We start from the raw sequence: 26,084 nt of genomic DNA, 5'->3' as shown, positions 1-26,084 counted from the left end.
TCTCCCTGCAAGTGTACGGGCATTTTCCCGTTTTTTTGGATTTGATCAAGTTTTGCGTTTTCCCTCGATACGTCGTATGGTTTCACGGGGCAAGAAACCTGACAAGCCGGGAGCATTGGGATCGGGGTGAACCAATTGGATTTGATCAAAAATAAGGCATCTGCTGCAGTGACCCAGACCGAAAAACGACCAGCACATGAACAGGTGTACCAGACACTGAAGTCGCAGATCATGTTCGGCGATCTGGTGCCGGGGCAACCGGTCACGATCCAAGGCTTGACCGATTCGCTGGGCGTGGGCATGACCCCGGTGCGCGAGGCTATCCGGCGCCTGATCTCGGACGGTGCGCTGATCTTTCAGGGCAACCGGCGGGTCAGCGTTCCCCTTCTGACCGCAACAGATGTCGAACAGATGATTTTCGCCAGAAATGCCGTAGAATCAGAGCTTTCCCGGCGCGCAGCAGTCAACATGACCACGGCGGATATCGACCAGCTTGAAAAGATCGACGAACAGCTGGATCGCACGATCGCCGACGGGGACGTTGGCGGCTATCTTCGCCTGAACCACGCATTCCACGAAAAACTCTATGACCACGCTGGTGCGCCGATTCTAAAGGATCTGGCCGAGCGCCTGTGGCTGCGATTCGGCCCGTCCTTGCGCGTCGTCTGCGGGCGCTTCGGCACCCAGAGCCTTCCGGACCGGCACAAGGACATCATCGATGCCCTGCGCGCCAGCGACGCTGAAAAAGTGGCAAAAGCAACGACCCAGGATATCGAACAGGGCATGGAACTGATGGCCGAGGCGCTGGCGACCGAATAGGTCAGCGCGATTCGATTGACAGAAAAAAATTTGATCATATTGTGACGGCAACCGCTGTTTCAGGAGTAGAGACCGATGTCGACCATCACCAACCACATGCCGACCGCCGAATTGCAGGCTCTGGACGCGGCGCATCACCTTCACCCATTTTCGGCCAACGGCGCACTGGGCAAGGAGGGCGCACGCGTCATCACTCGTGCCAAAGGCGTTTATCTGACCGACAGCGAGGGCGAAGAGATCCTGGATGCCATGGCCGGTCTGTGGTGCGTGAACGTCGGCTATGGCCGCGACGAACTGGCCGAAGTGGCGGCGCGCCAGATGCGCGAACTGCCCTACTACAACACCTTCTTCAAAACGACCCATGTCCCGGCCATCGCGCTGGCGGCCAAGCTGGCCGAGTTGGCGCCGGGTGACCTGAACCATGTCTTCTTCGCCGCCGGCGGGTCCGAGGCCAATGACACCAACATCCGTCTGGTCCGCACCTATTGGGCGGAAAAGGGCCATCCGAACAAGAACATCATCATCAGCCGCCACAACGCCTATCATGGGTCGAGTGTGGGGTCGGCCTCGCTGGGCGGCATGGCCGGCATGCACGCGCAGGGCGGCATCCCGATCCCGAACATCCACCACATCAACCAGCCCAACTGGTGGGCCGAGGGCGGCGACATGACGCCCGAAGATTTCGGCCTGGCCCGCGCACGCGAGCTGGAAGCGGCGATCCTGGAACTGGGCGAAGACCGCGTTGCCGCCTTCATCGCCGAGCCGGTTCAGGGTGCAGGCGGCGTAATCGTCGCGCCCGACACCTACTGGCCGGAAATCCAGCGCATCTGCGACAAGTACGACATCCTGCTGATCGCCGACGAGGTGATCTGCGGCTTTGGTCGAACCGGCAACTGGTTCGGCTCGCAGACCATGAACATCCGCCCGCATATCATGACCATCGCCAAGGGGCTCAGCTCGGGCTATGCGCCAATCGGCGGCTCGATCGTCAATGACGAGATCGCCGAGGTGATCGGCGGAACCGAGTTCAACCACGGCTATACCTATTCGGGTCACCCGGTCGCGGCGGCCGTTGCGCTGGAAAACCTGCGCATTCTGGAAGAGGAAAAGATCGTCGAGCATGTGCGCGATGTCGCCGCCCCCTATCTGAAACAGAAATGGGAGGCGCTGGTCGATCACCCGCTGGTCGGCGAGGCCAAGATCGTGGGCATGATGGCCTCGATCGCGCTGACGCCGGACAAGGCCAGCCGGGCCAAGTTCGCGTCCGATCCGGGCACGGTCGGGTACATCTGCCGCGATCGCTGCTTTGCCAACAACCTGATCATGCGCCATGTGGGCGACCGGATGATCATCTCGCCGCCGCTGATCCTGACCCCGGCCGATATCGACGAGATGTTCGTGCGCATCTACAAGTCTCTGGACGAGGCGCAGGCCGAGATCATCGCCCAAGGCTTGATGAAAGCGGCCTCGTGAATTCAGGAAAACATCGGAAATGGGCGGTCCGGCAGGGCCGCCCTTTTTCGTTCAACGCATCCGTTCAAGCAATTGAACGGTGGCGTATCCATCGGGCAAAAGACCCCGCGCCATCTGATAGGCCCGCAGCGCATTGATAGTGTTCGGACCGATCCGCCCGTCGATGGCCTGCGTGTCGAACCCGGCCAGGGTCAGGCGCAGTTGCAGTTCCTTGCGTTCGGCAAAGCTCAGCACCCGTTCGCCGCGCGGCCAGCTTGCGCGGAACGGGCCTTGCCCGGCCAGCCGGTCTGACAGGTGGCCGATGCCGATCACATAGGCATCGGCGCCGTTGTAGCGCTCAATCACGCTGAAATTGTCAAAGATCATCAAGGCCACGCCACCGCTGCCGGCCGGCAGCAGGATCGAGGCGGGTCCAAAATCTGCGATGCCACCGCCGTTCGCGGCGCGGACGCCGCGTGCGGCCCACTCCGAGGGCAGCAAACTAACGTCCCGACTGGCGCTGGCATAGTCGAACCCTTTCGGCAAACGCACCTCGACCGCCCAGGGCTGACCTTTGGTCCACCCGAACTTGGCAAGGTAGGCGGCAGCGGACGCAAGCGCATCCGTAGGATCGTCCGACCAGATGTCGCGGCGTCCGTCGCCGTCGAAGTCAACCGCATGCTCCAGGTATGAGGTCGGCATGAATTGCGTGTGCCCCATGGCACCCGCCCAACTGCCCGTCATTCGGTCCGAGGTGATGTCGCCGGCCTGCACGATTTGCAATGCCGCCAGCAACTGCGTTTCAAAAAACTGCGCACGCCGCCCGTCATGGGCAAGCGTTGCAAGCGACCGGATTGTCTGACTGCTGCCCCGATACGTGCCGTAGGACGTTTCCAGCCCCCAGACCGCGACCACCACCTCTTTTTCGACCCCGTACCGGGCTTCGATCCGGTCCAGCGTATCGTTGTACCGCACCAGCGCCTTGCGCCCATTCGCGATGCGCAGGTCTGACACCGCCGAATCCAGATACTCCCAGATCGGTTTCGAAAACTCGGCCTGACTGCGATCGCGCTTGATGGCGTCGGTGTCATAGGTCAGGCCGGACAATGACCGGTCCAGGACCTGTGGCCGGATACCTGCCGCAACTGCCCGGTGCCGGAAGGCGTTCAGCCAGGTCTCGAAGCTGGTGTTTCCTTCGACGACCACCCGGTGCATGCCCGTGGTCGGCCTTGGCACCGGCCGGATCGAAACCGTCAGATCGGCCGACGCCAACTGGATCGAATCCAGCGCCGGTCTGATCTGTGGTCGTTTGGTTGTATTCGAAGTCTCCGCCTGCAAGATGGATGCCCAAAATGCGGCGGCCACAAAGCCACACACATATTTCATGATTCAGGTTTTCCTGATTACTGCTCGCGGACAGGGTACCCCAGATTGCGCAAATCACAAAGCGCTCAGGACTGGCTCCCTTGATCTTTTGCTTCACGCTCGGCCCGGATCTTGGCCAGCGCCTCGCGCAGTAAAGATACCCGGTTGGGGCGGAAACTTTCCTCGGTGACGGACATCGCGCGCATCCGGTCCAACCGAAACACGCGAAAATCCCGCCTCAGATGGCACCAACTGAGAAGCACGCTGGCATGATCCATGTACACGATGCTCAGTGGGCTCACGCGGCGCTGCGTGTCGTCACCTTTCGCATCTGTATAGTCGAATTCGACCACACGCTCGTCCCACGTCGCCTGCCGCAGGTCGGCAACTTCTATGCTGGGTGCGGCGGGACGGTCGAACCGGGTGGCGGTCAGGACTGCGTGGCTTAGGCGGTGGGACTGGCGGTGGGGCAGCCGGCCCTGCAGTTTGCGCAGCGCCGCGCCGGCGGCGTCCGACAGAGCCGGGTCTCCGATCAGTTGCACCTCGCGCAGGCCAAGAACCAGCGCCTCCAACTCGTCATCGGTGAATCCCAGCGGCGGCAGTGTCGCGTCTTCGATCAGGGTAAACCCGAACCCGGCCTCGCCATCAATGACTGCACCGAGACCACGCAGGGCGTCGATGTCGCGATGCACGGTGCGTGCCGAAACCCCCAGATCCTGCGCCAACTGCGCCGAGGTCTTGGGCGACGGGCCAGACCGCAAGGCCTGCATCAATTGGAACAGTCGGGCGGTTCGGGACATGATGTCATTCAATCTAAACCTAATGACAGAAACTGTCATTAGCTCGCGTTAGACCGGCGGCACCCCAATTTCGGAGCCCAATTATGTTGACCCTTCTTACCTACCCTTCCGCTTTCGGACTTTTCAGCGCCAGCCCCTTTTGCGTCAAAACCGCCTATATGCTGCAGCTGGCCGGGCTGCATTGGCGCCGCTCGGACATGGTCGATCCGCGACAGATGCCGCACAGCAAGTTGCCGGTTTTGCGCACACCCGAACGCCTGGTGCCAGACAGCGACCAGATTCGCGACTGGCTGGAAGCGCAGGGCGCCGAATTCGACGGTGGCCTGAGCGATGTGCAAAAGGGCCAGTCCCGCGCGTTGATCCGCATGGCCGAGGAACATCTGTATTTCCAGATTGTCATGGACCGCTGGGCCAACGACGAGGTTTGGCCAGTTCTGCGCGACACCTTCTTCTATGAGATTCCCCGAATCGTCCGACGCCCGATCTCGAACTCGGTCCGTAAATCGGTCTTGAAAGGCCTTCGGTCGCAAGGGATCGGACGCTTCTCCGAGGCCGAACGGATGGCACGGGTCGAACGCGACCTCGAGGCGATCTCAGCCTATCTGTGGCAGGCCCCGTATCTTTTGGGGGATCACCCCACTTCGGCCGACCTCAGCGTCGGCCCGATGCTGGCTGCGATGCGGGCCACTCCGGCCGATACCCGGCTGACCCGGCGCATCAAACAGGATACGCTGCTGAACAGTTATGTTGACCGGATGGAACAGGCGATCCCCCTGCCATGAGAAGTTTCGATGACCCCAACGTGGCGTCTGCCTACGAGGCATTCGCCGCGGACACCAGGCGCGGAGCTCTGGTTTTGCGCGATCTGGTCCTCGCCACCGCGCAGGAACTTCAGCCGGCGGTTTCGGTGACCGAGGCTCTGCGATGGGGCCAGCCGGCCTATCTGAGCCCCAAGGGCACGACAATCAGGCTGGGCGGGCACACGTCCGCCCGGTTTGCCCTGTTTGTCCACTGCCAGACCCGGCTTATCGGTGAGTTTACCTCGGCCTTTCCCGGCGCTGACAGGATTGACGGCAATCGCGCCATCCTGTTCGACGAGGTCGGAAAGATCGACCCCGTCAGGCATGGATGGCTGATCGCCCGGGCGTTGACCTATCACCGCTGACGGCGCTTGCGCTCGACCTTGCGCTTGATCTTGTCCTTCTTGCGCTTGGTGCTGACCGCCTTGCGCCGTGTCGGACGACCCGACTTGCCACGACCGCCGCCGCGCGGCATGGCCTGATCTTCGATCGACAGCAGCTCCAACTCCAGCCCGCCAGTTACCGGCGTGGCCTCGGTCAGGCGCACGGTGACGCGCTGGCCGATGGCGATGGTCAGGCCGGTATCGGCTCCCATCAGGGTGCCAGCCTCGGCGTCGAAGTGGAAAAACTCGCGCCCCAGTGACCGCACCGGCACCAGCCCGTCGGCCCCGGTTTCGTCCAGTTTGACAAAGGCCCCGAACCGGGCGATGCCGCTGATGCGGCCGGTGAACTCGTTGCCGACGCGCTCGCTCAGATAGGCCGCCAGATAGCGGTCGGTCGTGTCGCGCTCGGCCATCATCGAGCGGCGCTCGGTGTCCGAGATGTGGGTGGCGGTCTCCTCCAGACGCTCGATCTCGTCGGCGGTTAGCCCGTCCTTGCCCCAGCCATGGGCCGAGATCAGCGCCCGGTGCACGATCAGGTCGGCATAGCGACGGATGGGCGAGGTGAAATGCGCGTAGTTGCGCAGCGCCAGCCCGAAATGCCCGAAATTTTCCGGGCTGTAATAGGCCTGCGCCATCGACCGCAAGGTGCTGAGATTGATCAGCTCGGCATCCTCGGTGCCGGCGGCGGCATTCAACAGCGCGTTCAGGTGACGGGTCTGCAGCACCTGCCCCTTGGCCAGATTCAGCCCGGCGGCCTGCGCCGTCTCGCGCAGGCTTTCCAGCTTTTCGGGCGCGGGTTCCTCGTGCACCCGGAACAGAAGCGGGCTGCGCTTGGCGATCAGCGTCTCGGCCGCGGCCACGTTGGCCAGAATCATGAATTCCTCGATCAGCCGGTGCGCATCCAGCCGTTCGCGGAAGGCCACGCTTTCGACCTCGCCCTTGTCGTTCAGCACGATCTTGCGTTCAGGCAGGTCCAGGTCCAGCGGCTGGCGTTCGTTGCGGGCCGTCTTCAGCGCGCCATATGCGGCATAGAGCGGCTTCAGAACGCTCTCCAGCAGCGGGCCGGTCCGGTCATTGGGGGTGCCGTCGATAGCCTCCTGCACCTCGGCATAATGCAGAGACGCGGCCGAGCGCATCAGCCCCCGCACAAAGCGGTGGTCGATCTTGTTGCCGTTTGCATCGATCCGCATCCGCACCGCGATACAGGCGCGCGGCACGCCTTCGTGCAGCGAACACAGATCGCCCGACAGACGGTCGGGCAGCATCGGCACCACGCGGTCGGGGAAATAGGTTGAATTGCCCCGCTTGCGCGCCTCGCGGTCCAGCGCGCTGCCGGGGCGCACATAGGCGGCCACATCGGCAATGGCGACCCAGATCACGTGGCCGCCCGGGTTTTTCGGATCATCATCGGTATGGGCATAGCAGGCGTCGTCATGGTCGCGCGCGTCCGATGGGTCGATGGTCAGCAGAGGGATGTCCCGCAGATCCTCGCGCCCTTTCAGCCCGACGGGCTTGGCCCGGTCGGCCTCGGCGATCACGTCATCGGGAAAATCATCCGGGATGCCATGCTGGTGGATCGCGATCAGCGACACCGCCTTGGGCGCGGACGGATCGCCCAAACGTTCCACGATACGCGCACGCGGCAGCCCCATACGATTTTTCGGCCCCGCCTGCTCGGCCTCGACCAGTTCGCCATCCCTGGCGCCCAGCGCCGCGTCTTCAGCCACCAGCCATTCGGTCGATCCGGCCTTGTCGATGGGCACGATGCGCCCGCCCTCGGCGCCCTTGCGGAAAATCCCCACGACCCGGCGCGGATTGGCGCCGATGCGGCGGATCAGGCGGGCCTCGTAATTGTGGTCCTCTGCATGCACCTGGGTCAGGCGGGCCAGGATGCGGTCACCCTCGCCCAGCGCCGGGTCGCTGGCGCGCGGAATGATCAGCACGATCGGCTCGACCCCTTCGCCATGCCATTCCAGCGGCCGCGCGAACAGGTCGCCATCGGCGTTCGGCGCCTTGACCTGCAGCACGCTGACCGGCGGCAGGCGGTCCGGGTCGCGATAGCTGCGCTTGCGCTTTTCAAGATGGCCCTCGGCCTCAAGCTCTTTGAGAATCCGTTTCAGGTCGATCCGGTCCGCGCCCTTGATGCCAAAGGCCTTGGCAATGTCGCGTTTCGAGGTGAGCGTGGGGTTCGCCGAGATCCAGTCGAGGATCTCCTGCTTGGTCGGTATGCGTTTCATGTTTTCCGCCTAGCACGCCGATACGACCGCGTCATGACCAAAAAGTGGCCGGGCGCATCAATCGCTCAGGCGAAATAGTCGGCCAGGATCCGGGCATAGATCGCCTTGAGCTGGCGGATCTGCTCGACCGGGACGGATTCGTCCACCTGATGCATGGTGCGCCCGACCAGGCCGAACTCAACCACGGGGCAGTGGTCCTTGATGAACCGAGCGTCCGAGGTGCCCCCGGTAGTCGACAGCTCGGGCCGGCGGCCGGTCTCGGCCTCGACGGCTCGGGCGACCAGATCCGACAACGGCCCCGGAGGGGTCAGAAAGCTTTCGCCCGAAACTTTGATCCGCGTGTCGATCTGCACGCTGAACTCGGTCGCCACGTCGGCCGCCTGCGCCTTCAGCCAGTCGCTGAGGCTGGCGCCTGTATGCAGGTCGTTGAACCGGATGTTCACCGCCCCACGGCACTGGGCGGGAATGACGTTGGTGGCCGCGTTGCCGGTGTCCATCGTGACCACGGCCAGGGTCGAAGCGTCGAAATGGTCCGTCCCCCTATCCAGCTCGTGACTGGCCAGCCGATCCATCAGCCGCGCCAGCGCGGGCAGCGGGTTCCTGGCGCGATGCGGATAGGCCGAATGGCCCTGCACGCCCGTCACCTCGAACCACGCGGTCATCGACCCGCGGCGGCCGATCTTCATCATCTCGCCCATCTCATTGGGGCAGGTTGGCTCGCCCACCAGACAGACCGACATCCGCTCGTCCTGCGCCTGCATGTAGTCCAGCAGCGCGGTGGTGCCGTCCACCGCATCGCCTTCCTCGTCCCCCGTGATGGTCAGGATGATCGCCCCGTCGGGCGGGGTGTCGCGCACGAAATCCACCGCGGCCGCGACAAAGGCCGCCACCCCCGATTTCATGTCGGTGGCGCCCCTGCCATACAGAACGCCGTCATGGATTTCCGCGCCGAAAGGCGGGCGGGTCCATGCGGCCTCGTCGCCCACCGGCACCACGTCGGTATGGCCGTTGAACCCGAAGCTGCGCGCATGCCCCTTGTCGCCCCACCGGGCAAACAGGTTGCAGACGCCGCCGCGGTCCACCCGCGTGCAGGTGAAACCGGCCCGCGTCAGGATATCTTCCAGCAGAACCAGCGCCCCGCCCTCCTCGGGTGTGACCGAGGGGCAACGGATCAGGTCTGCGGTCAACTGGACAGGGTCGGACATTCAGGGGCCTCGCAGGGTCGGCAGGATGTGGGTTCACGCACAGATTCAACGAATTGGCCGCAATGCCAACCCCGATCGGCGGTTTTCCGGTCGCCCAGCCCGAAAAAACGGCAAAAAGAAATCCCGGTCGATGACCTCGCGACGACCTTGCCGCGCCATGGCAAATTGCGCTAGAGCGCCGCGAAACAGGTGAACCAGCTATGACGCGCGCCCTTTTCGCATTAATCTGCCTGACCTTCGCGGTCTTTGCACAACACAGCCAAGCCGAAACTCTGACGGTCACGACGGTGGAGCGTCCTCCGTTCTCGTATGTGGATGAGGGCGAGGACACCGGCTTCTCAATGGACCTGCTGGCCGCGCTGGCTGAAGAACTGGATTGGGAATACACGGTCGTTCGTGTCGATGCGTTCGGGGACATGCTGTCGGCGGTCGAAAACCGCGAAGCCGACATGGCGATCGCGAATATTTCGATCACCGCAGGCCGTGAAGCCCGAATGGATTTCAGCCAGCCGATTTTCGAAGCCGGCCTTCAGATCATGGTACCATCAGACGCGGCGCGCAGCCCGTCCTTGATGCAGGCGCTTCTGTCACGCGAGCTGTTCATCGCCATCGGGCTGGCCTTTGCCATCCTGCTGGGTGGCGGCATGCTGATGTGGGGGTTCGAACGCCGATCCCAACCCTATTTCGACCGCGACCTGAACGAGGCCTGGTTCCCATCCTTCTGGTGGGCGTTGAACCTGGTGGTCAATGGCGGATTTGAAGAGCGGATGCCCCGGACCCCATTCGGGCGAATTCTGGGTGTGATCCTGGTCGTATCCTCGCTGTTCATCGTGTCGGTTTTCACCGCAAGGATCACCTCGGTCATGACGGTGGATGCGATCACCAGCAACATCAACTCGGTCAATGATCTGTACGGCAAGCAGGTCGGGACGATCTCGGGTTCGACCGCCGCCAGTTTTCTGAACCGGCGCGAGGTCGAATTCACCGGGTACGAAGACCTGGACAGCATGTTGACCGCGTTCAAGGATGGGGACCTGGATGCCGTCGTGTTCGACGCGCCGATCCTGTCGTATTTCGCCGCACATGAAGGCCGCAAGATTGCGGCAATGACCGGCGGCGTCTTCCTGCGCGAGAATTACGGTATCGTCTTCCCGACCGGGTCACCTCTGGTCGAGGATGTGAACCAGGCGCTTCTGGGCCTCCGGGAAGATGGCACCTATGACCAGATCTATCGCAAGTGGTTCGGCACGCGCCGCTAGGCGCTTTCGGGCTTGTCGCCGAAGAAGGGCGTCATCTGCGCAACAATAACCGCGTTTTCCTCAAGCGCCCTCTGCATCAGAGCGCGTTCGTCGGGGTCGATCTCGTGCCCCTGCGCCTCGCGCTCGGCCAGGGTGCCATAGCCGGTTACGTCCAGTGGAGCCGTATCGGCCTGCTTGAGAATGGCCACGGTTTCGCGCACGGCCTCGGCCTCGTCCACGCCGCTGGCATAGCACATCAGCGCCGCGCCGGTGGCGCCTTCGGGCAGGCCGTCGCCATCCTTGCGGCCAATCTGGACCAACAGAGTATAGACCTGCTGGCGCGAGGGTTTCTTTTGCTTTTCCATGCCGTGGGCCTTAGCCGGGGGGTGGTCGATGGTCAAGCATGGCAGCTGGACGCGGTTCCCGGATGCCGTGTCGTTTTTTGACGCGCTCAAGCCCACCGTCCAGTCAGACTGGTCCCGAAAAACGACGGAGGACATCATGACCAAACGCGGCCGCTGCCTGTGCGGTGAAACCCGCTGGGAGTTTGAGGGCGCCGAGACCTGGAGCTGCTATTGCCATTGTGACGATTGCCGCCGCAATTGCGCCGCGCCCGTGGTCGCGTGGTTGGGCGTACCCTTGCGCAATTTCCGATGGACCGCCGCAACACCGCGTAGTTTCGCCAGTTCGAAAGGCGTCCAGCGGCATTTCTGCGCCACGTGTGGCTCTCCCATGGGGTTCGAGGCCGACCACTATGAGGGCGGGATGCACCTGTACGCGGCCTCGCTGGAAGACCCTTCGGACTTTGCGCCAACCTTTCACGTCAATTATCAAAGCAAGCTGCCCTGGCTGGATCTGCGCGATGACTTGCCGAAATACGAAAGCACCCTACTGCACGCGCCCGAGGATCTCGCCGACTACGAGGCGGGATAGGTCCGACCCTGCCAAACAAAAAAAGGCCGCGGACCAGAGCCGCGACCTTTGAGACGTTGAATAATGTCTGCGATCAATCGCGCAGCAGCTCGTTGATCCCGGTCTTCGAGCGGGTCTTTTCATCCACCCGCTTCACGATCACCGCGCAGTACAGGTTGATCCCGTTCTTCGACGGCATCGAACCGGAGACCACCACCGAATAAGGCGGCACCTCGCCATAGAAGACCTCGCCCGACTCGCGGTCGACGATCTTGGTGGACTGGCCGATGTAGACGCCCATACCCAGAACCGAGCCTTCCCGGATGATGCAGCCCTCGACCACCTCGGAGCGGGCACCGATGAAGCAGTTGTCTTCGATGATGGTCGGACCGGCCTGCATGGGTTCCAGCACGCCGCCGATGCCGACGCCGCCCGACAGGTGCACGTTCTTGCCGATCTGCGCGCAGGACCCGACGGTGGCCCAGGTATCGACCATGGTGCCTTCGTCCACATAGGCGCCGAGGTTCACGAAAGACGGCATCAGTACCACGCCCGGCGCGATATAGGCCGACTTGCGCACCACGCAGTTGGGCACCGCACGGAAACCGGCCGCGCGCCACTGGTTCTCACCCCAGCCGACGAACTTGCTGTCGACCTTGTCCCACCAGCCGCCGTCCTGCGGGCCGCCGGACTGGATTTCCATGTCTTTGATGCGAAAGCCCAGCAAGACCGCCTTCTTGGCCCACTGGTTCACATGCCAGCTGCCATCGGCCTGCTTCTCCGCGACTCGCAGAGCGCCGCTGTCCAGCGCGTTCAGCGTGTCCTCGATCGCTTCGCGCTGTTCGCCGGTGGTGGCGGGCGTGATCGTGTCGCGGGCCTCCCATGCGGCCTCGATGGCGGTTTCCAGTTGGGCGTTGGACATGGGGTAACTCCGTGCTGACTCTCGTTTGGTTGGTGTTGCCTATATGAAAGCCGGGGCCAATGCGCAATGCGACGTTGGCGGGGCCATTTGCGGCCACCAGGTGCCAAAACCCGTCGGTCTCAGCTGGCGCGGCGGATATGGCGCACCAGAATCGCTGTGGCCGTGGCGGTATCGCGGCGCTTCATCGCCTGCACGATGGCGGCGTGGTCGGTGTCTTTCCGCTGGACCCAGCGGTGACGCCAATGGGCGAACAGATGGCGGGCGCTGGCGATATGCAGATCGTCGATCGTATGCAGCAGGCGCGGCCGCGCGCAGGGTGTCAGGATCGCCCGATGAAAGGCGCGGTTCCGGGTTTCCCATGTGGGCATGTCCTGCGCCTCGTCGCAGGCGATGCGGGCCTTGTCGGCCGCCTTGAGATCCGCCGGTGTCAAATTCTGGATCGCATGTTGCAGGGCCAGCGATTCCAGGGCCACGCGCATCTCGATCACCTCGCGCACCTCGGCCGGGTCCAACGCGGTGACGCGCATGCCGCGCCGTGGTTCGCTGTGGGCCAGGCCATGCGCCTGAAGCCGCAACAGCGCCTCGCGCACCGGGACATGGCTGGTGTCGAACGCCCGCGCGATATGGTCCTGCCGCAGTTTCTCACCCGCGGGCAGCTCGCCCGTGATGATGCGCTGGCTGAGCCGGTCATAGATGGAATCTGCGATCGTGGCGGTCATGGGATTTTATCTATAATCCCAAGGCTCGGGCCTCAAGGCGCAAATTCAGGCGGTCAGAGGGTCAGGTGCGATATTGCCCCCGCAGACCAGAACCGCGACCCGTTCGCCCGGTTCCGGCGTGTAGACGCCCGAGGTCAAGGCCGCCAGGGCCGTCGCGCCCGCCGGCTCGACCAGAATGCGATGCGCCTGCCACAGGCGCTGTTGCGCCTCGGCGATCGCGTCATCGCTGACCAGCACCGACGTCATCCCCTGCGCCAGCCCGAAACAGATGTCGCCGATCCGCCGCGCACCCAGCGCGTTGGCGGCTATGCCGGAAACGGACACATCCACGGGCGCTCCGGCCTGCAACGCCGCGTTCAAGGCACATGACGTTTCCGGCTCGACCGCAACGACCTTGCGCGCGCCCTGAAACCAGGCCAGCGCCCCCGCGATCAGCCCGCCGCCGCCCACCGCCACCAATACGGTATCGGCCTGCAGGCCCTGGCTGTCCCATTCGGCAAAACAGGTGCCCTGCCCGGCCACGGTGGCCGGCGCGTCATAGGCATGGATCTGCATCGCACCCGTTCGATCTTCGTGTTCACGCGCCATCGCCAGGGCGTTTGCGTATTCACCCGGCACCACGCTCAGATCCGCGCCGATCCGTTCGATCAGAGCAATTTTGGAGGGGCCGGCCATCTCGGGCACGAAGATCTTGGCCGGATGGCCCAGCGCCCGCGCAGCATAGGCCGCAGCCGCACCGTGATTCCCGCCCGAGGCGGCCACGACCCCTGCCGCCGGAACATCGAGGCTGAGCAACGTGTTGAACGCCCCGCGCGCCTTGAAACTGCCGGTGTGCTGGAAATGCTCCAGCTTCATCTCGACCGGCTGCGCCAGTCCCAGCGCGTCGCTTGTCATGACCGGTGTCACCTGCGCGTGGCCATTGATGCGTTCGGCTGCGGCCGAAATTTCAGTCTTCCAATCCATTCTCGTCTTTCCGTGACTGGCACTCTGCCCGCGAACCCTATAGCTGTTTGAAAAACACGCAAGCAGGGAACCCCCAGCAATGAGAGAAGACCGCCTCAGCCCTTTCCGCGATGCGCATACCGACCGCTCGACCGCAAGCGAAGTCCCCGACACGCCGCAGACACGCTCGCCCTCGTACCGGCTGGCCTTTGCCGATGACGATTTCCTGTGCCGCGAGGAACTGCGGCCCGTGCGTCTGCAACTGGAACTGCTGAAGCCCGAAATGATCATGGCCGAACGCCAGATCACGTCGACCATCGTGATGTTCGGCGGCGCGCGAATCCCGGAACCGGCCAAAAAGGACAGCGCCCGGACGGCCACGTTGGCCGGTCTGTCGCAATACTATGACGAGGCGCGCGAATTCGCCCGGCTGATGACCGAGAAATCCAAGCAAAGCGGGTGCCGCGAGAACGTCATCGTCACCGGCGGTGGCCCCGGCGTGATGGAGGCCGGAAATCGCGGCGCCAAGGATGCCGGTGGCTGCTCGATCGGGCTGAACATCGTGCTGCCGCACGAGCAGGCGCCCAATGCCTATGTCACCCCTGAGCTGAGCTTCAATTTCCACTATTTCGCCATACGCAAGATGCATTTCCTGATGCGCGCCCGTGCGATCACCATCTTCCCCGGCGGATTCGGCACGATGGATGAGTTGTTTGAGTCCCTCACCCTGATCCAGACCGGCCGGATGGAGCGCGTGCCGTTCCTGCTGTTCGGGCGCGAGTTCTGGGAGCGGGTGATCAATTGGGAAGCGCTGGCCGATGCCGGGACCATTTCCGAAGAGGATCTGGACCTGTTCCGCTTTGTCGATACCGCGCAGGAGGCGGTCGATATCATCGAGCGCTGGGAACCCGCCCCGCCGCGCGACGACATTCCGGGGCGCTGAGCGATGGCGCGCACCCCCAAGACAGGTGAGATGCTGCATCTGCGCGGCAATGCCCTGAGCAAAGGCGAACCGGTGGCCTTGCCGCTGACCCAAAGCAGCATGTTCCACCTGCCCGGCGCGCCGGACGGTCACCCGACCTATGGCCGGGTGGACAACCCGACCTGGACACAGGTCGAGCATGTGCTGGCGCATCTCGAAGACGCACCCTGCCTGATTTTTCCGTCCGGCATGGGTGCAATTTCGGCGGCGTTGTTCGCGACCGTGCGCGCGGGGTCGCGCATCCTGATCCCGTCGGACGGGTATTATGTCACCCGCCTGCTGGCCGACCGGTTCCTCGCCCCGCTGGGCGTGTCGGTCGAAGAGCGCCCAACGACCGCATTTGCGCAGGGCGGGTTCGACGGGTTCGACGTGGTCTTCGTCGAAAGCCCCTCCAACCCCGGGCTCGACATGATCGACCTGGCGCAGGTGGCCCGCGACGTGCGCGCCGCGGGTGGCATCACCATCGCCGACAACACGACGCTGACCCCGCTGGGACAGCGCCCGCTGGACCTGGGCATCGACATCGTCGTCGCCTCGGACACCAAGGCGATGGGCGGGCATTCCGACCTGCTGATGGGCCACGTGGCCAGCCGCGATGCCCAGATCATGGAACGGGTCGAGGAATGGCGTCGCGTCTCGGGCGCGATCCCCGGCCCGCATGAGGCCTGGCTACTGCATCGCGGGCTGGAGACGCTGGACGTCCGGTTCGACCGCATGAGCAGCTCGGCGCAGGTTCTGGCCGAACGGCTGGCCGATCATCCGGCGGTCACGCAGATCCGCTATCCCGGCCTGCCGTCGGACCCGTCCCATGATCTGGCCCGCAAACAGACCACGCGGTTCGGCTTTCTGCTGACGATCACGCTGGCCTCTGAAGACCAGGCCGAAGGGTTCATCAATAATTGCCCGCTGCTGCGCCCGGCCACGTCATTTGGTGGCGTGCACAGTTCGGCCGAGCGGCGCGCGCGTTGGGGGGATCAAGTCGATCCCGGATTCGTGCGACTTTCGGTCGGGTGCGAGCCGGTGGACGAGCTGTGGCAGGCTCTGAACGACAGCCTGACTGCACTGGCCTGAGCCTTATTTCTTGGGCTCGCGCAGTTCGGTGAACACATAGATCGGCAGCAGAACCCCCGCGATCAAGGCGCCCAGCCACACCAGCAGCGTCGCCGCCAGCAGGTTCGAGATCCCGCCCACGGTCAGCCCTGCGGCGACCAGATCGGTGATCAGCAGGCCCACGAATGTGACCACCAGCGCGATGCCGCCCTTCAGCGCCGGCACGTTCTTTTCCCCGATCTTCAGGATCAATGGCTCGGCCACGACCTGAACCAGGGTGAACACGATCACCACCACGATGAAGGACACCGGTTTGATCGAAAAGCCGGTCAGCAACAGGCTGGCCAGCAACAGACCGATGGCATTGCCCGCCAACAGGGCCAGGGCCGACTTGATTCTGCGTGACATGCGTTTGACTCCATCCGCAACAGTTCGAAACATGCGGATATTATCAGGATGCCGGAATTTTTCGAGAAAATTCAATCTCCTCGGTATTCGGTCCTGTTGAAATTACATGACACGGCACAATCTGAAGGGTTAACTGCCAACAACATCCACTGGCGAACCCCATCAGAAACGAGAGATATATGAGCGACAATCCATATTCGGTCTTGGGCGTCTCGAAAGACGCCAGTGCCGCCGAAATCAAGAAAGCCTACCGGCGCATCGCCAAGGACTGCCACCCGGACCTCAAACCCGGGGACGCCAAGGCCGAGGCCAAGTTCAAGGCCGCCGCCGCAGCCTATGACCTGCTGAAGGACCCCGAAACCCGGGCAAAATTCGACCGGGGCGAGATCGACGCCTCGGGCCAGGAGCGCCCGCAGCAGCAATACTACCGCGAATATGCGGAAACCGCGGGCAACCCCTATCGCGCGGGTGGCGGGGTTGAGGACGACGACATGTCCGATATCTTTGCCCAGTTCTTCGGCAACCGTGGCAACGGTGGCTTCAGCGGGGGGCGTGCGCGCGAGTTTCATGCGCCCGGTCACAACGTGAACTACAGCCTGCAGATCAGCTTCCTGGATGCCGTCTTTGGCGCCACGCAAAAGCTTACCCTGCCCAGTGGTGACCGGATCGAGGTGAAGATCCCTGCCGGCATCACCGACGGCCAGACCATCCGCCTGCGTGGCAAGGGCGCGCCGGGCTATGGCGAGGGGCCGCCGGGCGACGCGCTGGTCACGATCCGCGTGGCCGAACACCCGGTGTTCAAGCGCGAGGGCGACGACATCCGCATCACCCTGCCGATCACCATCGACGAGGCCGTTCTGGGCGGCAAGGTCCCCGCGCCCACGATCGACGGCCGCGTGAACGTGACCGTGCCCGAGGGCACAAGCAGCGGCAAGACCCTGCGCCTGCGCGGCAAAGGCGTCAGGAAACGCGGCTCGGACAAACGCGGCGACCAGCTGATCGAGCTGAGCGTGGTGCTGCCCGACAAGATCGACGACGAACTGAAGCAGTTCATGCAGAACTGGCGCAAGTCGCACAGCTATGACCCGCGGAAAGGAATGCCGGCATGACCCGTTCTCTGACCGAAGCCGAACTGATCGAAGCCGTCCAGAACCTGACATCAGAGCGGTTGTCCCGGTTCCTGTCCGCCCGGATCGTGATCCCGCGCCAGTCCGACCAGGGGCTGGTCTACGAGCGGCTGGACATGGCGCGCCTGCAACTGGCTTGCGAGTTGGATGACCAGTACGAGATGGAGCCCGACGCCCTGTCGATGGTGCTGTCGCTGATCGACCAGATGCACGGCCTGCGGGCAGAACTGCGCGAGGTGCTGCGCGCCATCGACGCCCAACCCGACCCGGTCCGCAGCCAGCTGGTCGAACGGATCGGAACAGCGCGGTTCCGCCGCGGCTAGGACCTGTCTGCAAGGCAGGTTTGCCCTTCTGGACTCGGTGGTTTTGCCTTAGAAGGCGCCATCGATTCAGAACCGGGTGCTGCGATGACACGGACCAAGTCGGAATTGCTGATGCCTGCGGGCAATCTGCGCAAGCTGAAACTGGCCGTCCTGTACGGGGCGGATGCGGTGTATCTGGGCACGCCCGACATGTCCCTGCGCACCAAGTCCGAGTTTTCGCTGGACGAGGTGATCGAAGGGGTGGAGTTCTGCCACGCGCATGGACGCCGCGCCTATCTGACACTGAACCTGTTCTCGCACAACAAGGACATCCCCAAGCTGGATGAATACATCGACACCGTGCGCAAGGTACGGCCCGACGGGTTGATCATCGCGGACCCCGGCGTGTTCCAGTATGTGCGCGACCGCGCGCCCGAACTGCCGCTGCATATCTCGACCCAGGCCAATATCTGTTCGTGGCTGTCGGTGAAGTTCTGGCAGGATCAGGGGGCCGAACTGGTGGTGCTGGCGCGCGAGGTTTCCTACCCCGAACTGGTGGAAATCCGCGAGAAATGCCCCAACATCCGACTTGAGGCCTTCGTGCACGGCGCCATGTGCATGACCTATTCGGGCCGCTGCCTGCTGTCGAATTTCATGGCGGAACGTGGCGCCAACCAGGGCAACTGCGCCAATTCCTGCCGCTGGAACTATGCGCTGAAGCTGCGCCTGAAGGACGGCACCCATCAAGACCTGCGGATCACCGAGGAAAACGCCAACCTGTTCGAATTCCTGCTGGAAGAAGGCTGCCGCCCGGGTGAATTGATGCCGATCGAAGAGGATGATCGCGGCTCGTACATCCTCAATTCGCGCGATCTGTGCATCATGCCCAAGCTGGACGAATATCTGAAGATCGGCGTCGACAGTCTCAAGGTCGAAGGGCGCGGCAAGTCGGAATACTATGCCGCCATCGTCGCGCGCGCCTATCGCATGGCCATAGACGACTACTATGCCGACCCCGAGAACTGGGACCCGAAGCCGTATATGCGAGAGTTGGAGACCGTGGGAAACCGCGGCTACACGCTGGCCTTTCACGAAGGGCGGCTGACCAATTACGCGCATGATTACGAGCACACCGCGACCATCGCCCAGTGGGAATATGCCGGACTGGTGACCGACGTGACCGAGGATGCCTTCCTGGTCGAGGTGAAGAACAAGCTTGAACCCGGCGACGTGCTGGATTTCGTCTCGCCCATCTCGCGCGAGACGGTCCTGCTGCGCGTCTACGAATTTGAACGCGCCAGCGACGGCGCCAAGCTGGACGTGGTGCATGGCAGCACGAAAACCGTGATCCGCCTGCCGTTTTCCCTGTTCGATCACGAAGACCCCGACGACCTGCGCGCCCGTTTCCCGGTATATTCGGTCCTGCGCAAGGAACGCGCCCTGACCGACGAACATTGGAGCCGCATCCGTTTTGACAAGCTGGTGCAGGGGTTGGAAACTTCGGGGCGCGACAACCCTACCGCCTATGCCCGCCGCCGGGACCAACTGGTGGAGAAGATCGGCCAGGACGGCACCGCGCGCCGGTTCAAGACCAACCGCGTGGGCACCGAGGGCTGTTGCGGCAAGGGGTGCAACGGCTGTCTGATCTTCTGGCAGGATGACAAATACGCCCTGGCGCGCGAGGTTCTGTCGAAACGCAAGCAGGGAGAGCAGCTCAGCCGGCGCGAGGCCGCCGCCCTGAAGCTGCCCGGCGACGCGGCCCGCGATCAGTTGCCGACGCGGTAATCCTCGGGCACGAAGAACGTATAGTCGCGGTCGGCGACCGCTTCGTGGCAGACATGGCAATAGGCAACCGCCCCCGCGCGATCCCCCATCGTGTCGCCGAACAGCGATCCGTCGGGCATCACCATGACATAGCGCCAGTCGGCGGTGTCGGGGCTGCTGCCTTCAGGCAGTTTCTCCATCACGAACAAGGCGCCGGGATGCACCCGGCCCTCATCCGTGACGGTCATGCTGTCCTTGGCCAGAACCGAGCCCACGGGCAGCTTTTCACCCGGTTGCAAGGTGCCGTAATTGTGGGCCATCCGGTTGGCATAGCTGTTGACGTAGCGCTGCCCATGCGTGGCCGACAGGTACGGCGCGTCGTTGAACAACGGCCAGTTCTGATAATTCATCAGTTGATCCAGATGCGCGGTGGCATAGCCGCGATCCATCTGTTTCTTCAGGGTGCGATAATGCTGCCGCGCGTCTTCTTTGCTCAGGTCCGCCGGGTTCTCGATCGCCAGATGCGCCTCGGACTCGTTGGATTGCGCCCATGCAATGGCGACGCACGAGGCTACCAATGCTGCGGTCATGCAGATCGTGGACAGGTTCGTCAGTGCGTTCATGTTTTGGCCCACCCTGTTCAAGGCTTGCCTGAATTCCGCAGATTTCCCCGACAAATATGAGCGGACTGGACGAAACGCACCAGAACCGGACTGTCCAACTCACCGTCTTGTGCGCAGATTTTACGTGCGCGCAACCGCGCACCTCTCATGGATCAAGACTACCAAATCCGACCGTAGAATCACACACCATTTGCCCGCGAACCCGCGGGCGTCAGATCAACCTTTCAGCCCGGCCTCGGCCTCGATCTGGCGGCGCGATTTGCGGGCGCGCTCGGTGGCCGATTTCAACTGGCCGCAGGCGGCCATGATGTCCTCGCCCCGCGTCTTGCGGATGGGCGAGGCATACCCGGCCTGATAGATGATGTTGGCAAAGGCCCGGATCCGGTTGTTCGAGCTGCGCTTGTAGGGCGCGCCCGGCCATTCATTGAACGGGATCAGGTTGATCTTGGCCGGAATGTCGTGGCGTTTGATGTGGTCGATCAGGCGATGCGCATCCTCGTCGCTGTCGTTCACGCCGTCCAGCATCACGTATTCAAAGGTGATCCGCTCAGAATTCGACGCGTTGGGATAGCTGGCCAGCGCCTGCAGCAGTTCCTCGATGTTCCAACGCTTGTTGATAGGGACCAGAACATCGCGCACCTCGTCCGTGGTGGCGTGGAACGAGATCGCCAGCAGGCAACCGATCTCTTCCGCCGTGCGGGCGATCTCGGGTACCACGCCCGAGGTCGACAGAGTGATCCGCCGGCGCGACAGGGAAATGCCCTCGGGATCCATCGCGATCTTCATCGCGTCGCGGACGTTCTCGAAATTGTACAGTGGCTCGCCCATGCCCATCAGCACGATGTTGGACAGCAGGCGCGTTTCGTTCTTGGGCGCGCCCGGGGTCGGCCATTCGTCCAGATCGTCACGCGCCATCATCACCTGACCGATGATCTCAGCGGCGGTCAGGTTGCGCACCAGCTTCTGCGTTCCGGTGTGGCAGAACGAACAAGTCAGCGTGCAGCCCACCTGCGACGAGATGCACAGCGTGCCGCGATCCTCTTCGGGGATGTAGACGACCTCGACCTCGTGCCCACCGGCGATGCGCACCAGGTACTTGCGGGTACCGTCCTCCGAGACCTGGCGGGTAACCACCTCGGGGATTTCGATCACGAAATGCTCGGCCAGCTGCGCGCGATAGGCCTTGGCCAGATTGGTCATCTGATCAAAATCGCGCACGCCCCATTGATAGATCCACTGCCAGATCTGGTTCACCCGCATCTTGGCCTGCTTTTCAGGCGTCCCATGTTCGATCAGAACTTCGCGCAGCCGGTCGCGGGTCAGGCCAACAAGGTTGATCTTTCCCTCGGGCAATTTGCGGGGAATGGTCATGACATCCTGGGTGATCGGCGCTTTGGCGGACATTGTGGTTCTCGGGCGTTCTGGCTTGGGATGCGCCTCTATATAGGAACGCCGCCAAAGATCAAAAGGATTCGTGAGAACCTGTCCGAATGTCAGTCGAGGAACCGCAACAGCTCGGTGACACGGGCCCGCCCCAACTCGACTCGGCACGAGGTGATTGCAATGCCAGTTCCGGATCCACCACCAAAAGACGCGCCAACTGCTTCGCACTGCGCATCGCGGTAAGTCTTCCAGGCTTCTTGAGAAGTCTCAAGCGCCGGCAAGGCGACAGCCCGGCCCGTCACTTCGTCCAGTTCCTTCGCCGCATCGACCGCGAACCCAAAGGCCACGACCAACGCGGCCTCGACATTGGTTTCGGCCCGACCGACGCATGTCCCGATCTCGACCTGAGATCCGGCATCGGCACATTCCAGCGCAGGGTCTGCAAATGCCGATACCGGAAGAAGAATTGCCACCCAAACCCAACGCATGTCCGTCTCCTCGCCTGTCTACCCACGGTTTCAGACAGAGCTTAGCACAGCGGCCAGGCTTGGGCACGATTTAGGTTCAGCGGGCGATCACACCCCGGCCTGCGGGATGTAACAGTCCTCGGCATCCAGTGTCTTGACCGGATCATTCGGGCCGCATTGCTCGCCCGTGACCGGATAGGTTTCGGTGGATTTCTCGCACGCGCTCAGAGTTGCTGCTGCAACAATCAGAACCGCAACAAGGGGTTTGGTCGACATGTCTGGACTCCTTCTTCGTTGTCTGAACCGATTGGTTCAGAAATCGAGTCCGTCAGCCTTGATGCGGATCAAGTTTTGGTGCGGACGTTGCGTAAACGGGCGGCACAAAAACGCAAAACCCCGCCATTTTGGCGGGGCATGAGATCTGGACTGGTTGGGCAGTTACTTGGTGCAGCGCTTCTCGGCGTCTTCGATGGCTGCGGTAAAGCCCAGCAACGAGAACGTGTCCTTGGTCTGGGTGCCGCGTTCGGATCGCGCAGTCAGCACGGCCTCGGTCCCGCGCTTCATCGCCGTGACGATCTTTGCATCATCCGTAGCGCTGGCGGGCCACGCCCACTCGCCCTCGGTGAACAGTTCGAACTCGGATCCGTCGATTTCCAGATTCACCGTGGACCCGGGGGCGAATGGGTAGCCTCCGGTGAATGTCACCTGACCTTTGACCTCGGCGTTGGGGCGATAAAACACGAACAGCAAAATGTCGCTGCGACGCACCGATACCACACGGCCACCGCGGGTATTCACGGTCTCCTTGGGGGCGGATACGCTCCAGCACTCGGTCGGATCGTCTTCGACGAACACGCTCCAATCAGTCTGAGCGGACACACGGTTCGTACTGGTCGCCTGCTGGGCGATCGCTGTCGTGGCCATCCCTGCCACACAAAGGCCCGCGCATACGCGGGCGAGCATTGTTTTCATTTGTTCAGCCTCCTAGCTCGACCCACACCTCAACTCCATCCCGGAAGGCCGCGAACCCTGACGGTCCGTCTGTTGCAGTTGCGCATCCGGATGATTGCCGACATACACACACTAACGCAGGTTTCGCCACAGGCGAAAGGGCGATTGGCAGAATTTTGCGCACATTCCGGAGGGACGACATGACGCAGCCAGTACCGATGACCGAACTGTGGCGCGGACCGCTGTTGGAGAGCCTTCATCTGGGCCATGCGGTGATCTGCGACGACAGCGGTCAGATCGTGCGCAGCTGGGGCGATCCGAACGCGGTGATCTATCCGCGGTCGTCGGCCAAGATGATCCAGGCGCTGCCGCTGATCACCTCGGGCGCGGCGGCCAAATACGGGCTGGGCTCCGAGCATCTGGCGCTGGCCTGCGCCTCGCACAACGGCGCGGCGATCCATACCGAGCGCGTGACCGCCTGGCTGGATCACCTGGGCCTGTCCGAGCCCGATCTGCGCTGCGGCCCGCAGGAGCCGGCCGACATGGCCGCACGCGACGGCCTGATCCTGGCCGACGACACCCCCTGCCAGATCCACAACAACTGTTCGGGCAAGCATTGCGGGTTCCTGACCCTGGCCCGGCACATGGGTGCAGGCCCCGAATATATCGAGATCGACCACCCCGTGCAGCAGGCCTGCCTGTCTGCCTTCGAAGAGACCACGGGCGAGGACAGCCCCTGTTACGGGATCGACGGCTGCTCGGCGCCCAATTTCGCCACTTCTCTGGTGGGACTGGCGCGGTCGATGGCGTGGTTTGCCTCGGCCGGCGACCGGTCGGACCGGGCCAGCGACGCGGCCCTGCAATTGACCCGGGCGATGGTCGCCCACCCCGAGCTGGTGGCGGGCGAAACCCGCGCCTGCACCGAACTGATGCGGGTGATGAACGGCCGTGCCGCGATCAAGACCGGGGCCGAGGCCGTGTTCGTCGCGATCATCCCGGAAAAGAAGATGGGTGTGGCGCTGAAGATCACCGATGGCACCACCCGCGCCAGCGAGTGTGCCATCGCCGCCATTCTCGTCAGCCTCGGCGTGCTCGAGGCCGATCACCCGGCCACGCGCAAATTCATGAACGCCACGCAATACAGCCGCCGCGGGCTGGAATGCGGCGTGATCCGCCCCGCGCCGGGTTTCCCCGGCTGAGGGTCACATCTCGATCTCGTGGATCTCGGCCACCTCGACCGAGCCCGAGCCGTTGACCACCATGGGGCAGCCCTTGGCCATGTCGGTGGCGGCTTCGATGCTGTCGGCCTTGACGACGGTAAAGCCCGAGGCCGGGTTCGGCCCGCCATTGCCGGCCACGCCATCGGCGCTGACGGTATGGGACTGGCCTACCGGGTTGCCGGGGATTTCCAGCGCCGGCCCCATGTTCTGGAACCACGCGCCCCAGGCGGCCATGGTGGCTTCGATCTCGGCCGGGTCGGTCGGCGTGGTGCCGCCGTGATAGACAAACAGGTACTGAGGCATTTTCTGGTCTCCCTTTTGGTCAGACGGGGTTGGCAAGCCGGGCTTCCAGCTTGCGCAGCGACGAAGTCCAGCCGCTTTCATGATTGGCCGAGACGTCGTCATCGCCCAGATCGCGGTGATCCAGGATCAGGCGCGCTCCGGTGTCGGTCGGCTCGACCGCCAGCTTCACATGGCTCTCGGCGCCGCGCTGGTCCTGGTCGTCATGCCAGCCCCAGGTGAACCCGACCGAGTTCGGTGGGTCCACATGGGTCACATGCCCGGACACCTTGAAACGCTGCCCCTCGCGATTGACCATGACCGAATACCACGGACCTAGGCGCGAGAAATCCAGATCGTGCTCCGGCACCTCGACCCCTTCGGGCCCCCACCACTGCAACAATCTGGTTCCGTCGCTGATCCAGGCGAACAGGGTTTCGGCGCTGACCGGAAAGTCACGCACCAGCTTCAGGTCGGCCATGAGGAGTCCTCCTGCAGAATGTCGCCCAGGCGGTTCAGGCTGGCCTCCCAGAACTTGCGTTTCGAGATGGTCCATTCGGCAATCGCCCGCAGCCCCTCGGAGCGGATCGAATAGATGCGCTGGGTGCCGTTCACGCGCTGGTTCACCAGCCCGGCCTGCCGCAGCACCTTCAGGTGCCGGGATATGGCCGCACCGGACATGCCCTTGCCTTGGGCAAGGTCGCCTGCGGGCAGTTCGCCCTGATCCATCAGTTGTTCAACGATCGTGAATCGGGTCGGGTCGGACAGGGCCGAAAAGGCATCGAGCAGCGTGTTCATGCCCATTGATTAACATGAATGTTAAACAATGGAAACCTGAAATCGTCGGATCAGCCCTGCGCAAAATCCGATCGGGCAAATCCCTGCAGATACAGCAGCGCGGTCAGGTCGCCATGGTTGATGCGCACGTCGCATTGCGCGGCGACCGAGGGTTTGGCGTGCAAGGCCACCCCCGTCCCGGCGCGGTCCAGCATGCCCAAATCGTTCGCACCGTCGCCCACGGCAATCACCTCGGCCTCGGAAATGCCCAGCCGGGCCGAGATCTGCTCCAGCGCCTCGACCTTGGCCTGGCGGCCTAGGATCGGGCGCTGCACGTCTCCGGTCAGCTTGCCGTCCTCCGCCAGCAGCGTGTTGGCGCGGTTCTCGTCAAAACCCAGCAACTCGGCCACGCGGGCCGTGAACGCGGTGAACCCGCCCGAGACCAGCGCGGCATACCCGCCATTGGCCCGCATCGTCGCGACCAGTTCGCGGCCGCCCGGCATCAAGGTGATGCGCTGGTTCAGCACCCGGTCGATCACCGATACGTCCAGCCCCTTAAGCAGGCCCACCCGCTCGGTCAACGCGCCTTCGAAATCCAGCTCGCCATTCATGGCGCGAGCGGTGATGTCCTTGACCCGCTCGCCCACCCCGGCCTCGTCAGCCAGTTCGTCAATGCATTCCTGCTGGATCATCGTGCTGTCCATATCGGCCAGCAGCATCTTCTTGCGGCGGCCCTCGGCCGGTTGCACCACCAGATCGACGCCCAGCTTCTGCAGATCGGCCCAGACATCCCAGCGGTTGGCCGGAACCGCCGGCAGGGCAAATTCGGCCGCTTCGTCGGGGCTCAGCCACTGGATGTCGCCCCCGCCCCAGGCATTGCGCAACGAGTCGATCAGCGCCCCGTCCAGCGACGGCGTCTTGGGGTTGGTCAACAGGGTGGCAACGTACATCTTGATC

At 63.3% G+C, this 26,084-nt stretch carries 30 protein-coding genes; 12 read left to right on the top strand and 18 right to left on the bottom strand.

The genetic code is table 11. From position 1 onward, the window contains the following. Window positions 1-135: 135 nt before the first annotated feature. A complete protein-coding gene (locus ACR3EL_RS01875) occupies window positions 136-819 on the top strand; it encodes a GntR family transcriptional regulator (RefSeq protein ID WP_093964408.1) in 684 nt (227 codons plus the stop codon). Window positions 820-894: 75 nt separating this feature from the next. Next, window positions 895-2,292 carry an aspartate aminotransferase family protein gene (locus tag ACR3EL_RS01870; RefSeq protein WP_170341247.1) on the top strand — a complete coding sequence of 466 codons (1,398 nt, stop codon included), beginning with the start codon at window positions 895-897 and terminating at the stop codon, window positions 2,290-2,292. Window positions 2,293-2,343: 51 nt separating this feature from the next. Here the strand turns inward: ACR3EL_RS01870 and ACR3EL_RS01865 are convergent, their stop codons facing one another. Next, a complete protein-coding gene (locus tag ACR3EL_RS01865; RefSeq protein WP_170341246.1) occupies window positions 2,344-3,657 on the bottom strand; it encodes a lytic murein transglycosylase in 1,314 nt (437 codons plus the stop codon). A 65-nt stretch (window positions 3,658-3,722) separates the two neighbouring features. Further along, complete coding sequence (locus tag ACR3EL_RS01860) at window positions 3,723-4,436, bottom strand: helix-turn-helix transcriptional regulator (RefSeq protein WP_170341244.1); 714 nt, start codon at window positions 4,434-4,436, stop codon at window positions 3,723-3,725. A gap of 83 nt (window positions 4,437-4,519) precedes the next feature. On the opposite strand from ACR3EL_RS01860, the gene ACR3EL_RS01855 reads away from it, so the two are divergent. Next, a complete protein-coding gene (locus tag ACR3EL_RS01855; RefSeq protein ID WP_170369166.1) occupies window positions 4,520-5,218 on the top strand; it encodes a glutathione S-transferase family protein in 699 nt (232 codons plus the stop codon). Beyond that, window positions 5,215-5,601 carry a DUF1801 domain-containing protein gene (locus ACR3EL_RS01850; protein WP_170341241.1) on the top strand — a complete coding sequence of 129 codons (387 nt, stop codon included), beginning with the start codon at window positions 5,215-5,217 and terminating at the stop codon, window positions 5,599-5,601. The genes ACR3EL_RS01855 and ACR3EL_RS01850 overlap by 4 nt, the downstream gene beginning before the upstream one ends. On the opposite strand, the gene rnr is transcribed toward ACR3EL_RS01850, so the two are convergent. Both rnr and dapE read right to left on the bottom strand, forming a co-directional pair. Next, on the bottom strand, window positions 5,592-7,856 hold the full coding sequence (gene rnr, locus ACR3EL_RS01845) for a ribonuclease R (RefSeq protein WP_480720202.1): 2,265 nt from the start codon (window positions 7,854-7,856) through the stop codon (window positions 5,592-5,594). The two genes, ACR3EL_RS01850 and rnr, sit on opposite strands and share 10 nt — an antisense overlap. Before the next feature lie 65 nt (window positions 7,857-7,921). Next, entirely contained in the window at window positions 7,922-9,061 is a 1,140-nt protein-coding gene (gene dapE, locus ACR3EL_RS01840) for a succinyl-diaminopimelate desuccinylase (RefSeq protein ID WP_480720200.1), read from the bottom strand. A gap of 200 nt (window positions 9,062-9,261) precedes the next feature. On the opposite strand from dapE, the gene ACR3EL_RS01835 reads away from it, so the two are divergent. Beyond that, window positions 9,262-10,320 (top strand): transporter substrate-binding domain-containing protein, encoded by a 1,059-nt coding sequence (locus ACR3EL_RS01835; protein WP_170370133.1) that lies wholly within the window; start codon window positions 9,262-9,264, stop codon window positions 10,318-10,320. Here ACR3EL_RS01835 and ACR3EL_RS01830 read toward each other — a convergent pair. Then, window positions 10,317-10,664 carry a hypothetical protein gene (locus tag ACR3EL_RS01830; protein ID WP_170370135.1) on the bottom strand — a complete coding sequence of 116 codons (348 nt, stop codon included), beginning with the start codon at window positions 10,662-10,664 and terminating at the stop codon, window positions 10,317-10,319. The genes ACR3EL_RS01835 and ACR3EL_RS01830 overlap by 4 nt on opposite strands. A 28-nt stretch (window positions 10,665-10,692) precedes the next feature. Here ACR3EL_RS01830 and ACR3EL_RS01825 point away from each other — a divergent pair, with 28 nt between their 5' ends. After that, on the top strand, window positions 10,693-11,232 hold the full coding sequence (locus ACR3EL_RS01825) for a GFA family protein (RefSeq protein WP_170341234.1): 540 nt from the start codon (window positions 10,693-10,695) through the stop codon (window positions 11,230-11,232). A 73-nt stretch (window positions 11,233-11,305) separates the two neighbouring features. Here the strand turns inward: ACR3EL_RS01825 and dapD are convergent, their stop codons facing one another. The 3 genes from dapD to ACR3EL_RS01810 form a co-directional block, all read right to left on the bottom strand. Then, on the bottom strand, window positions 11,306-12,133 hold the full coding sequence (gene dapD, locus ACR3EL_RS01820) for a 2,3,4,5-tetrahydropyridine-2,6-dicarboxylate N-succinyltransferase (RefSeq protein WP_170341233.1): 828 nt from the start codon (window positions 12,131-12,133) through the stop codon (window positions 11,306-11,308). Window positions 12,134-12,252: 119 nt separating this feature from the next. Continuing rightward, window positions 12,253-12,852: a GntR family transcriptional regulator gene (locus ACR3EL_RS01815; RefSeq protein ID WP_093964210.1), complete on the bottom strand. Its 600-nt coding sequence runs from the start codon at window positions 12,850-12,852 to the stop codon at window positions 12,253-12,255. 45 nt (window positions 12,853-12,897) lie between these two features. Further along, on the bottom strand, window positions 12,898-13,815 hold the full coding sequence (locus ACR3EL_RS01810; protein WP_170369158.1) for a threonine/serine dehydratase: 918 nt from the start codon (window positions 13,813-13,815) through the stop codon (window positions 12,898-12,900). A 79-nt stretch (window positions 13,816-13,894) separates the two neighbouring features. Between ACR3EL_RS01810 and ACR3EL_RS01805 the strand changes: the two genes are divergently transcribed. After that, window positions 13,895-14,737, top strand: a complete 843-nt coding sequence (locus tag ACR3EL_RS01805; protein ID WP_093964208.1) for an LOG family protein — start codon at window positions 13,895-13,897, stop codon at window positions 14,735-14,737. Between the two features lie 3 nt (window positions 14,738-14,740). Further along, entirely contained in the window at window positions 14,741-15,847 is a 1,107-nt protein-coding gene (locus tag ACR3EL_RS01800; protein WP_480720195.1) for a cystathionine gamma-lyase, read from the top strand. Between the two features lie 3 nt (window positions 15,848-15,850). Here the strand turns inward: ACR3EL_RS01800 and ACR3EL_RS01795 are convergent, their stop codons facing one another. Continuing rightward, window positions 15,851-16,234 (bottom strand): hypothetical protein, encoded by a 384-nt coding sequence (locus tag ACR3EL_RS01795; RefSeq protein ID WP_093964407.1) that lies wholly within the window; start codon window positions 16,232-16,234, stop codon window positions 15,851-15,853. 179 nt (window positions 16,235-16,413) lie between these two features. On the opposite strand from ACR3EL_RS01795, the gene ACR3EL_RS01790 reads away from it, so the two are divergent. The 3 genes from ACR3EL_RS01790 (at window position 16,414) to ACR3EL_RS01780 (ending at window position 19,448) form a co-directional block, all read left to right on the top strand. Continuing rightward, complete coding sequence (locus ACR3EL_RS01790; protein ID WP_170341226.1) at window positions 16,414-17,343, top strand: DnaJ C-terminal domain-containing protein; 930 nt, start codon at window positions 16,414-16,416, stop codon at window positions 17,341-17,343. After that, window positions 17,340-17,684: a hypothetical protein gene (locus ACR3EL_RS01785; protein ID WP_170341224.1), complete on the top strand. Its 345-nt coding sequence runs from the start codon at window positions 17,340-17,342 to the stop codon at window positions 17,682-17,684. The genes ACR3EL_RS01790 and ACR3EL_RS01785 overlap by 4 nt, the downstream gene beginning before the upstream one ends. Before the next feature lie 84 nt (window positions 17,685-17,768). Next, the gene (locus tag ACR3EL_RS01780) at window positions 17,769-19,448 is read left to right on the top strand and encodes a U32 family peptidase (protein ID WP_170341222.1); all 1,680 of its coding nucleotides are present in this window, start codon (window positions 17,769-17,771) and stop codon (window positions 19,446-19,448) included. Here the strand turns inward: ACR3EL_RS01780 and ACR3EL_RS01775 are convergent. From ACR3EL_RS01775 to ACR3EL_RS01755, 5 genes are all read right to left on the bottom strand, one after another. Continuing rightward, window positions 19,430-20,050 (bottom strand): cytochrome P460 family protein, encoded by a 621-nt coding sequence (locus tag ACR3EL_RS01775; RefSeq protein ID WP_254437809.1) that lies wholly within the window; start codon window positions 20,048-20,050, stop codon window positions 19,430-19,432. The genes ACR3EL_RS01780 and ACR3EL_RS01775 overlap by 19 nt on opposite strands. A gap of 216 nt (window positions 20,051-20,266) precedes the next feature. Then, on the bottom strand, window positions 20,267-21,454 hold the full coding sequence (rlmN, locus tag ACR3EL_RS01770; protein ID WP_093964202.1) for a dual-specificity RNA methyltransferase RlmN: 1,188 nt from the start codon (window positions 21,452-21,454) through the stop codon (window positions 20,267-20,269). A gap of 89 nt (window positions 21,455-21,543) precedes the next feature. Then, on the bottom strand, window positions 21,544-21,921 hold the full coding sequence (locus ACR3EL_RS01765; RefSeq protein ID WP_170341218.1) for a lysozyme inhibitor LprI family protein: 378 nt from the start codon (window positions 21,919-21,921) through the stop codon (window positions 21,544-21,546). An 87-nt stretch (window positions 21,922-22,008) separates the two neighbouring features. Beyond that, complete coding sequence (locus ACR3EL_RS01760; protein ID WP_170341216.1) at window positions 22,009-22,176, bottom strand: hypothetical protein; 168 nt, start codon at window positions 22,174-22,176, stop codon at window positions 22,009-22,011. A 162-nt stretch (window positions 22,177-22,338) separates the two neighbouring features. Then, on the bottom strand, window positions 22,339-22,872 hold the full coding sequence (locus ACR3EL_RS01755) for an invasion associated locus B family protein (RefSeq protein WP_170341214.1): 534 nt from the start codon (window positions 22,870-22,872) through the stop codon (window positions 22,339-22,341). 179 nt (window positions 22,873-23,051) lie between these two features. Here ACR3EL_RS01755 and ACR3EL_RS01750 point away from each other — a divergent pair, with 179 nt between their 5' ends. Then, window positions 23,052-24,050 (top strand): asparaginase, encoded by a 999-nt coding sequence (locus tag ACR3EL_RS01750; protein ID WP_170341213.1) that lies wholly within the window; start codon window positions 23,052-23,054, stop codon window positions 24,048-24,050. Between the two features lie 3 nt (window positions 24,051-24,053). Here ACR3EL_RS01750 and ACR3EL_RS01745 read toward each other — a convergent pair whose 3' ends face one another. Genes ACR3EL_RS01745 through serB form a run of 4 tightly spaced genes read right to left on the bottom strand, consistent with a single transcriptional unit; the run spans window position 24,054 to window position 26,077 of the window. After that, window positions 24,054-24,374, bottom strand: a complete 321-nt coding sequence (locus tag ACR3EL_RS01745) for a YciI family protein (protein WP_170341211.1) — start codon at window positions 24,372-24,374, stop codon at window positions 24,054-24,056. 19 nt (window positions 24,375-24,393) lie between these two features. Beyond that, complete coding sequence (locus tag ACR3EL_RS01740) at window positions 24,394-24,831, bottom strand: SRPBCC family protein (RefSeq protein ID WP_170341210.1); 438 nt, start codon at window positions 24,829-24,831, stop codon at window positions 24,394-24,396. Beyond that, entirely contained in the window at window positions 24,819-25,148 is a 330-nt protein-coding gene (locus ACR3EL_RS01735) for an ArsR/SmtB family transcription factor (RefSeq protein ID WP_170341208.1), read from the bottom strand. The genes ACR3EL_RS01740 and ACR3EL_RS01735 overlap by 13 nt, the downstream gene beginning before the upstream one ends. 50 nt (window positions 25,149-25,198) lie before the next feature. Next, the gene (gene serB / locus ACR3EL_RS01730) at window positions 25,199-26,077 is read right to left on the bottom strand and encodes a phosphoserine phosphatase SerB (RefSeq protein ID WP_170341206.1); all 879 of its coding nucleotides are present in this window, start codon (window positions 26,075-26,077) and stop codon (window positions 25,199-25,201) included. Between the last annotated feature and the right edge of the window lie 7 nt (window positions 26,078-26,084).

Source organism: Ruegeria sp. BJ3, from assembly GCF_056535665.1.
This window is presented reverse-complemented; position numbering and strand designations above follow the sequence as displayed.

What these genes read in the sequence shown, in the direction of transcription:
- rnr (WP_480720202.1), bottom strand. Translation starts at nt 7,856, where the DNA reads ATGAAACGCATACCGACCAAGCAGGAGATCCTCGACTGGATCTCGGCG.
- ACR3EL_RS01805 (WP_093964208.1), top strand. Translation starts at nt 13,895, where the DNA reads ATGAGAGAAGACCGCCTCAGCCCTTTCCGCGATGCGCATACCGACCGC.
- ACR3EL_RS01855 (WP_170369166.1), top strand. Translation starts at nt 4,520, where the DNA reads ATGTTGACCCTTCTTACCTACCCTTCCGCTTTCGGACTTTTCAGCGCC.
- ACR3EL_RS01850 (WP_170341241.1), top strand. Translation starts at nt 5,215, where the DNA reads ATGAGAAGTTTCGATGACCCCAACGTGGCGTCTGCCTACGAGGCATTC.
- ACR3EL_RS01735 (WP_170341208.1), bottom strand. Translation starts at nt 25,148, where the DNA reads ATGAACACGCTGCTCGATGCCTTTTCGGCCCTGTCCGACCCGACCCGA.
- ACR3EL_RS01810 (WP_170369158.1), bottom strand. Translation starts at nt 13,815, where the DNA reads ATGGATTGGAAGACTGAAATTTCGGCCGCAGCCGAACGCATCAATGGC.
- ACR3EL_RS01830 (WP_170370135.1), bottom strand. Translation starts at nt 10,664, where the DNA reads ATGGAAAAGCAAAAGAAACCCTCGCGCCAGCAGGTCTATACTCTGTTG.
- ACR3EL_RS01785 (WP_170341224.1), top strand. Translation starts at nt 17,340, where the DNA reads ATGACCCGTTCTCTGACCGAAGCCGAACTGATCGAAGCCGTCCAGAAC.
- ACR3EL_RS01870 (WP_170341247.1), top strand. Translation starts at nt 895, where the DNA reads ATGTCGACCATCACCAACCACATGCCGACCGCCGAATTGCAGGCTCTG.
- dapE (WP_480720200.1), bottom strand. Translation starts at nt 9,061, where the DNA reads ATGTCCGACCCTGTCCAGTTGACCGCAGACCTGATCCGTTGCCCCTCG.
- ACR3EL_RS01755 (WP_170341214.1), bottom strand. Translation starts at nt 22,872, where the DNA reads ATGAAAACAATGCTCGCCCGCGTATGCGCGGGCCTTTGTGTGGCAGGG.
- rlmN (WP_093964202.1), bottom strand. Translation starts at nt 21,454, where the DNA reads ATGTCCGCCAAAGCGCCGATCACCCAGGATGTCATGACCATTCCCCGC.
- ACR3EL_RS01775 (WP_254437809.1), bottom strand. Translation starts at nt 20,050, where the DNA reads ATGAACGCACTGACGAACCTGTCCACGATCTGCATGACCGCAGCATTG.
- ACR3EL_RS01780 (WP_170341222.1), top strand. Translation starts at nt 17,769, where the DNA reads ATGACACGGACCAAGTCGGAATTGCTGATGCCTGCGGGCAATCTGCGC.
- ACR3EL_RS01750 (WP_170341213.1), top strand. Translation starts at nt 23,052, where the DNA reads ATGACGCAGCCAGTACCGATGACCGAACTGTGGCGCGGACCGCTGTTG.
- ACR3EL_RS01740 (WP_170341210.1), bottom strand. Translation starts at nt 24,831, where the DNA reads ATGGCCGACCTGAAGCTGGTGCGTGACTTTCCGGTCAGCGCCGAAACC.
- serB (WP_170341206.1), bottom strand. Translation starts at nt 26,077, where the DNA reads ATGTACGTTGCCACCCTGTTGACCAACCCCAAGACGCCGTCGCTGGAC.
- dapD (WP_170341233.1), bottom strand. Translation starts at nt 12,133, where the DNA reads ATGTCCAACGCCCAACTGGAAACCGCCATCGAGGCCGCATGGGAGGCC.
- ACR3EL_RS01745 (WP_170341211.1), bottom strand. Translation starts at nt 24,374, where the DNA reads ATGCCTCAGTACCTGTTTGTCTATCACGGCGGCACCACGCCGACCGAC.
- ACR3EL_RS01765 (WP_170341218.1), bottom strand. Translation starts at nt 21,921, where the DNA reads ATGCGTTGGGTTTGGGTGGCAATTCTTCTTCCGGTATCGGCATTTGCA.
- ACR3EL_RS01790 (WP_170341226.1), top strand. Translation starts at nt 16,414, where the DNA reads ATGAGCGACAATCCATATTCGGTCTTGGGCGTCTCGAAAGACGCCAGT.
- ACR3EL_RS01795 (WP_093964407.1), bottom strand. Translation starts at nt 16,234, where the DNA reads ATGTCACGCAGAATCAAGTCGGCCCTGGCCCTGTTGGCGGGCAATGCC.
- ACR3EL_RS01800 (WP_480720195.1), top strand. Translation starts at nt 14,741, where the DNA reads ATGGCGCGCACCCCCAAGACAGGTGAGATGCTGCATCTGCGCGGCAAT.
- ACR3EL_RS01825 (WP_170341234.1), top strand. Translation starts at nt 10,693, where the DNA reads ATGGTCAAGCATGGCAGCTGGACGCGGTTCCCGGATGCCGTGTCGTTT.
- ACR3EL_RS01860 (WP_170341244.1), bottom strand. Translation starts at nt 4,436, where the DNA reads ATGTCCCGAACCGCCCGACTGTTCCAATTGATGCAGGCCTTGCGGTCT.
- ACR3EL_RS01835 (WP_170370133.1), top strand. Translation starts at nt 9,262, where the DNA reads ATGACGCGCGCCCTTTTCGCATTAATCTGCCTGACCTTCGCGGTCTTT.
- ACR3EL_RS01760 (WP_170341216.1), bottom strand. Translation starts at nt 22,176, where the DNA reads ATGTCGACCAAACCCCTTGTTGCGGTTCTGATTGTTGCAGCAGCAACT.
- ACR3EL_RS01815 (WP_093964210.1), bottom strand. Translation starts at nt 12,852, where the DNA reads ATGACCGCCACGATCGCAGATTCCATCTATGACCGGCTCAGCCAGCGC.
- ACR3EL_RS01865 (WP_170341246.1), bottom strand. Translation starts at nt 3,657, where the DNA reads ATGAAATATGTGTGTGGCTTTGTGGCCGCCGCATTTTGGGCATCCATC.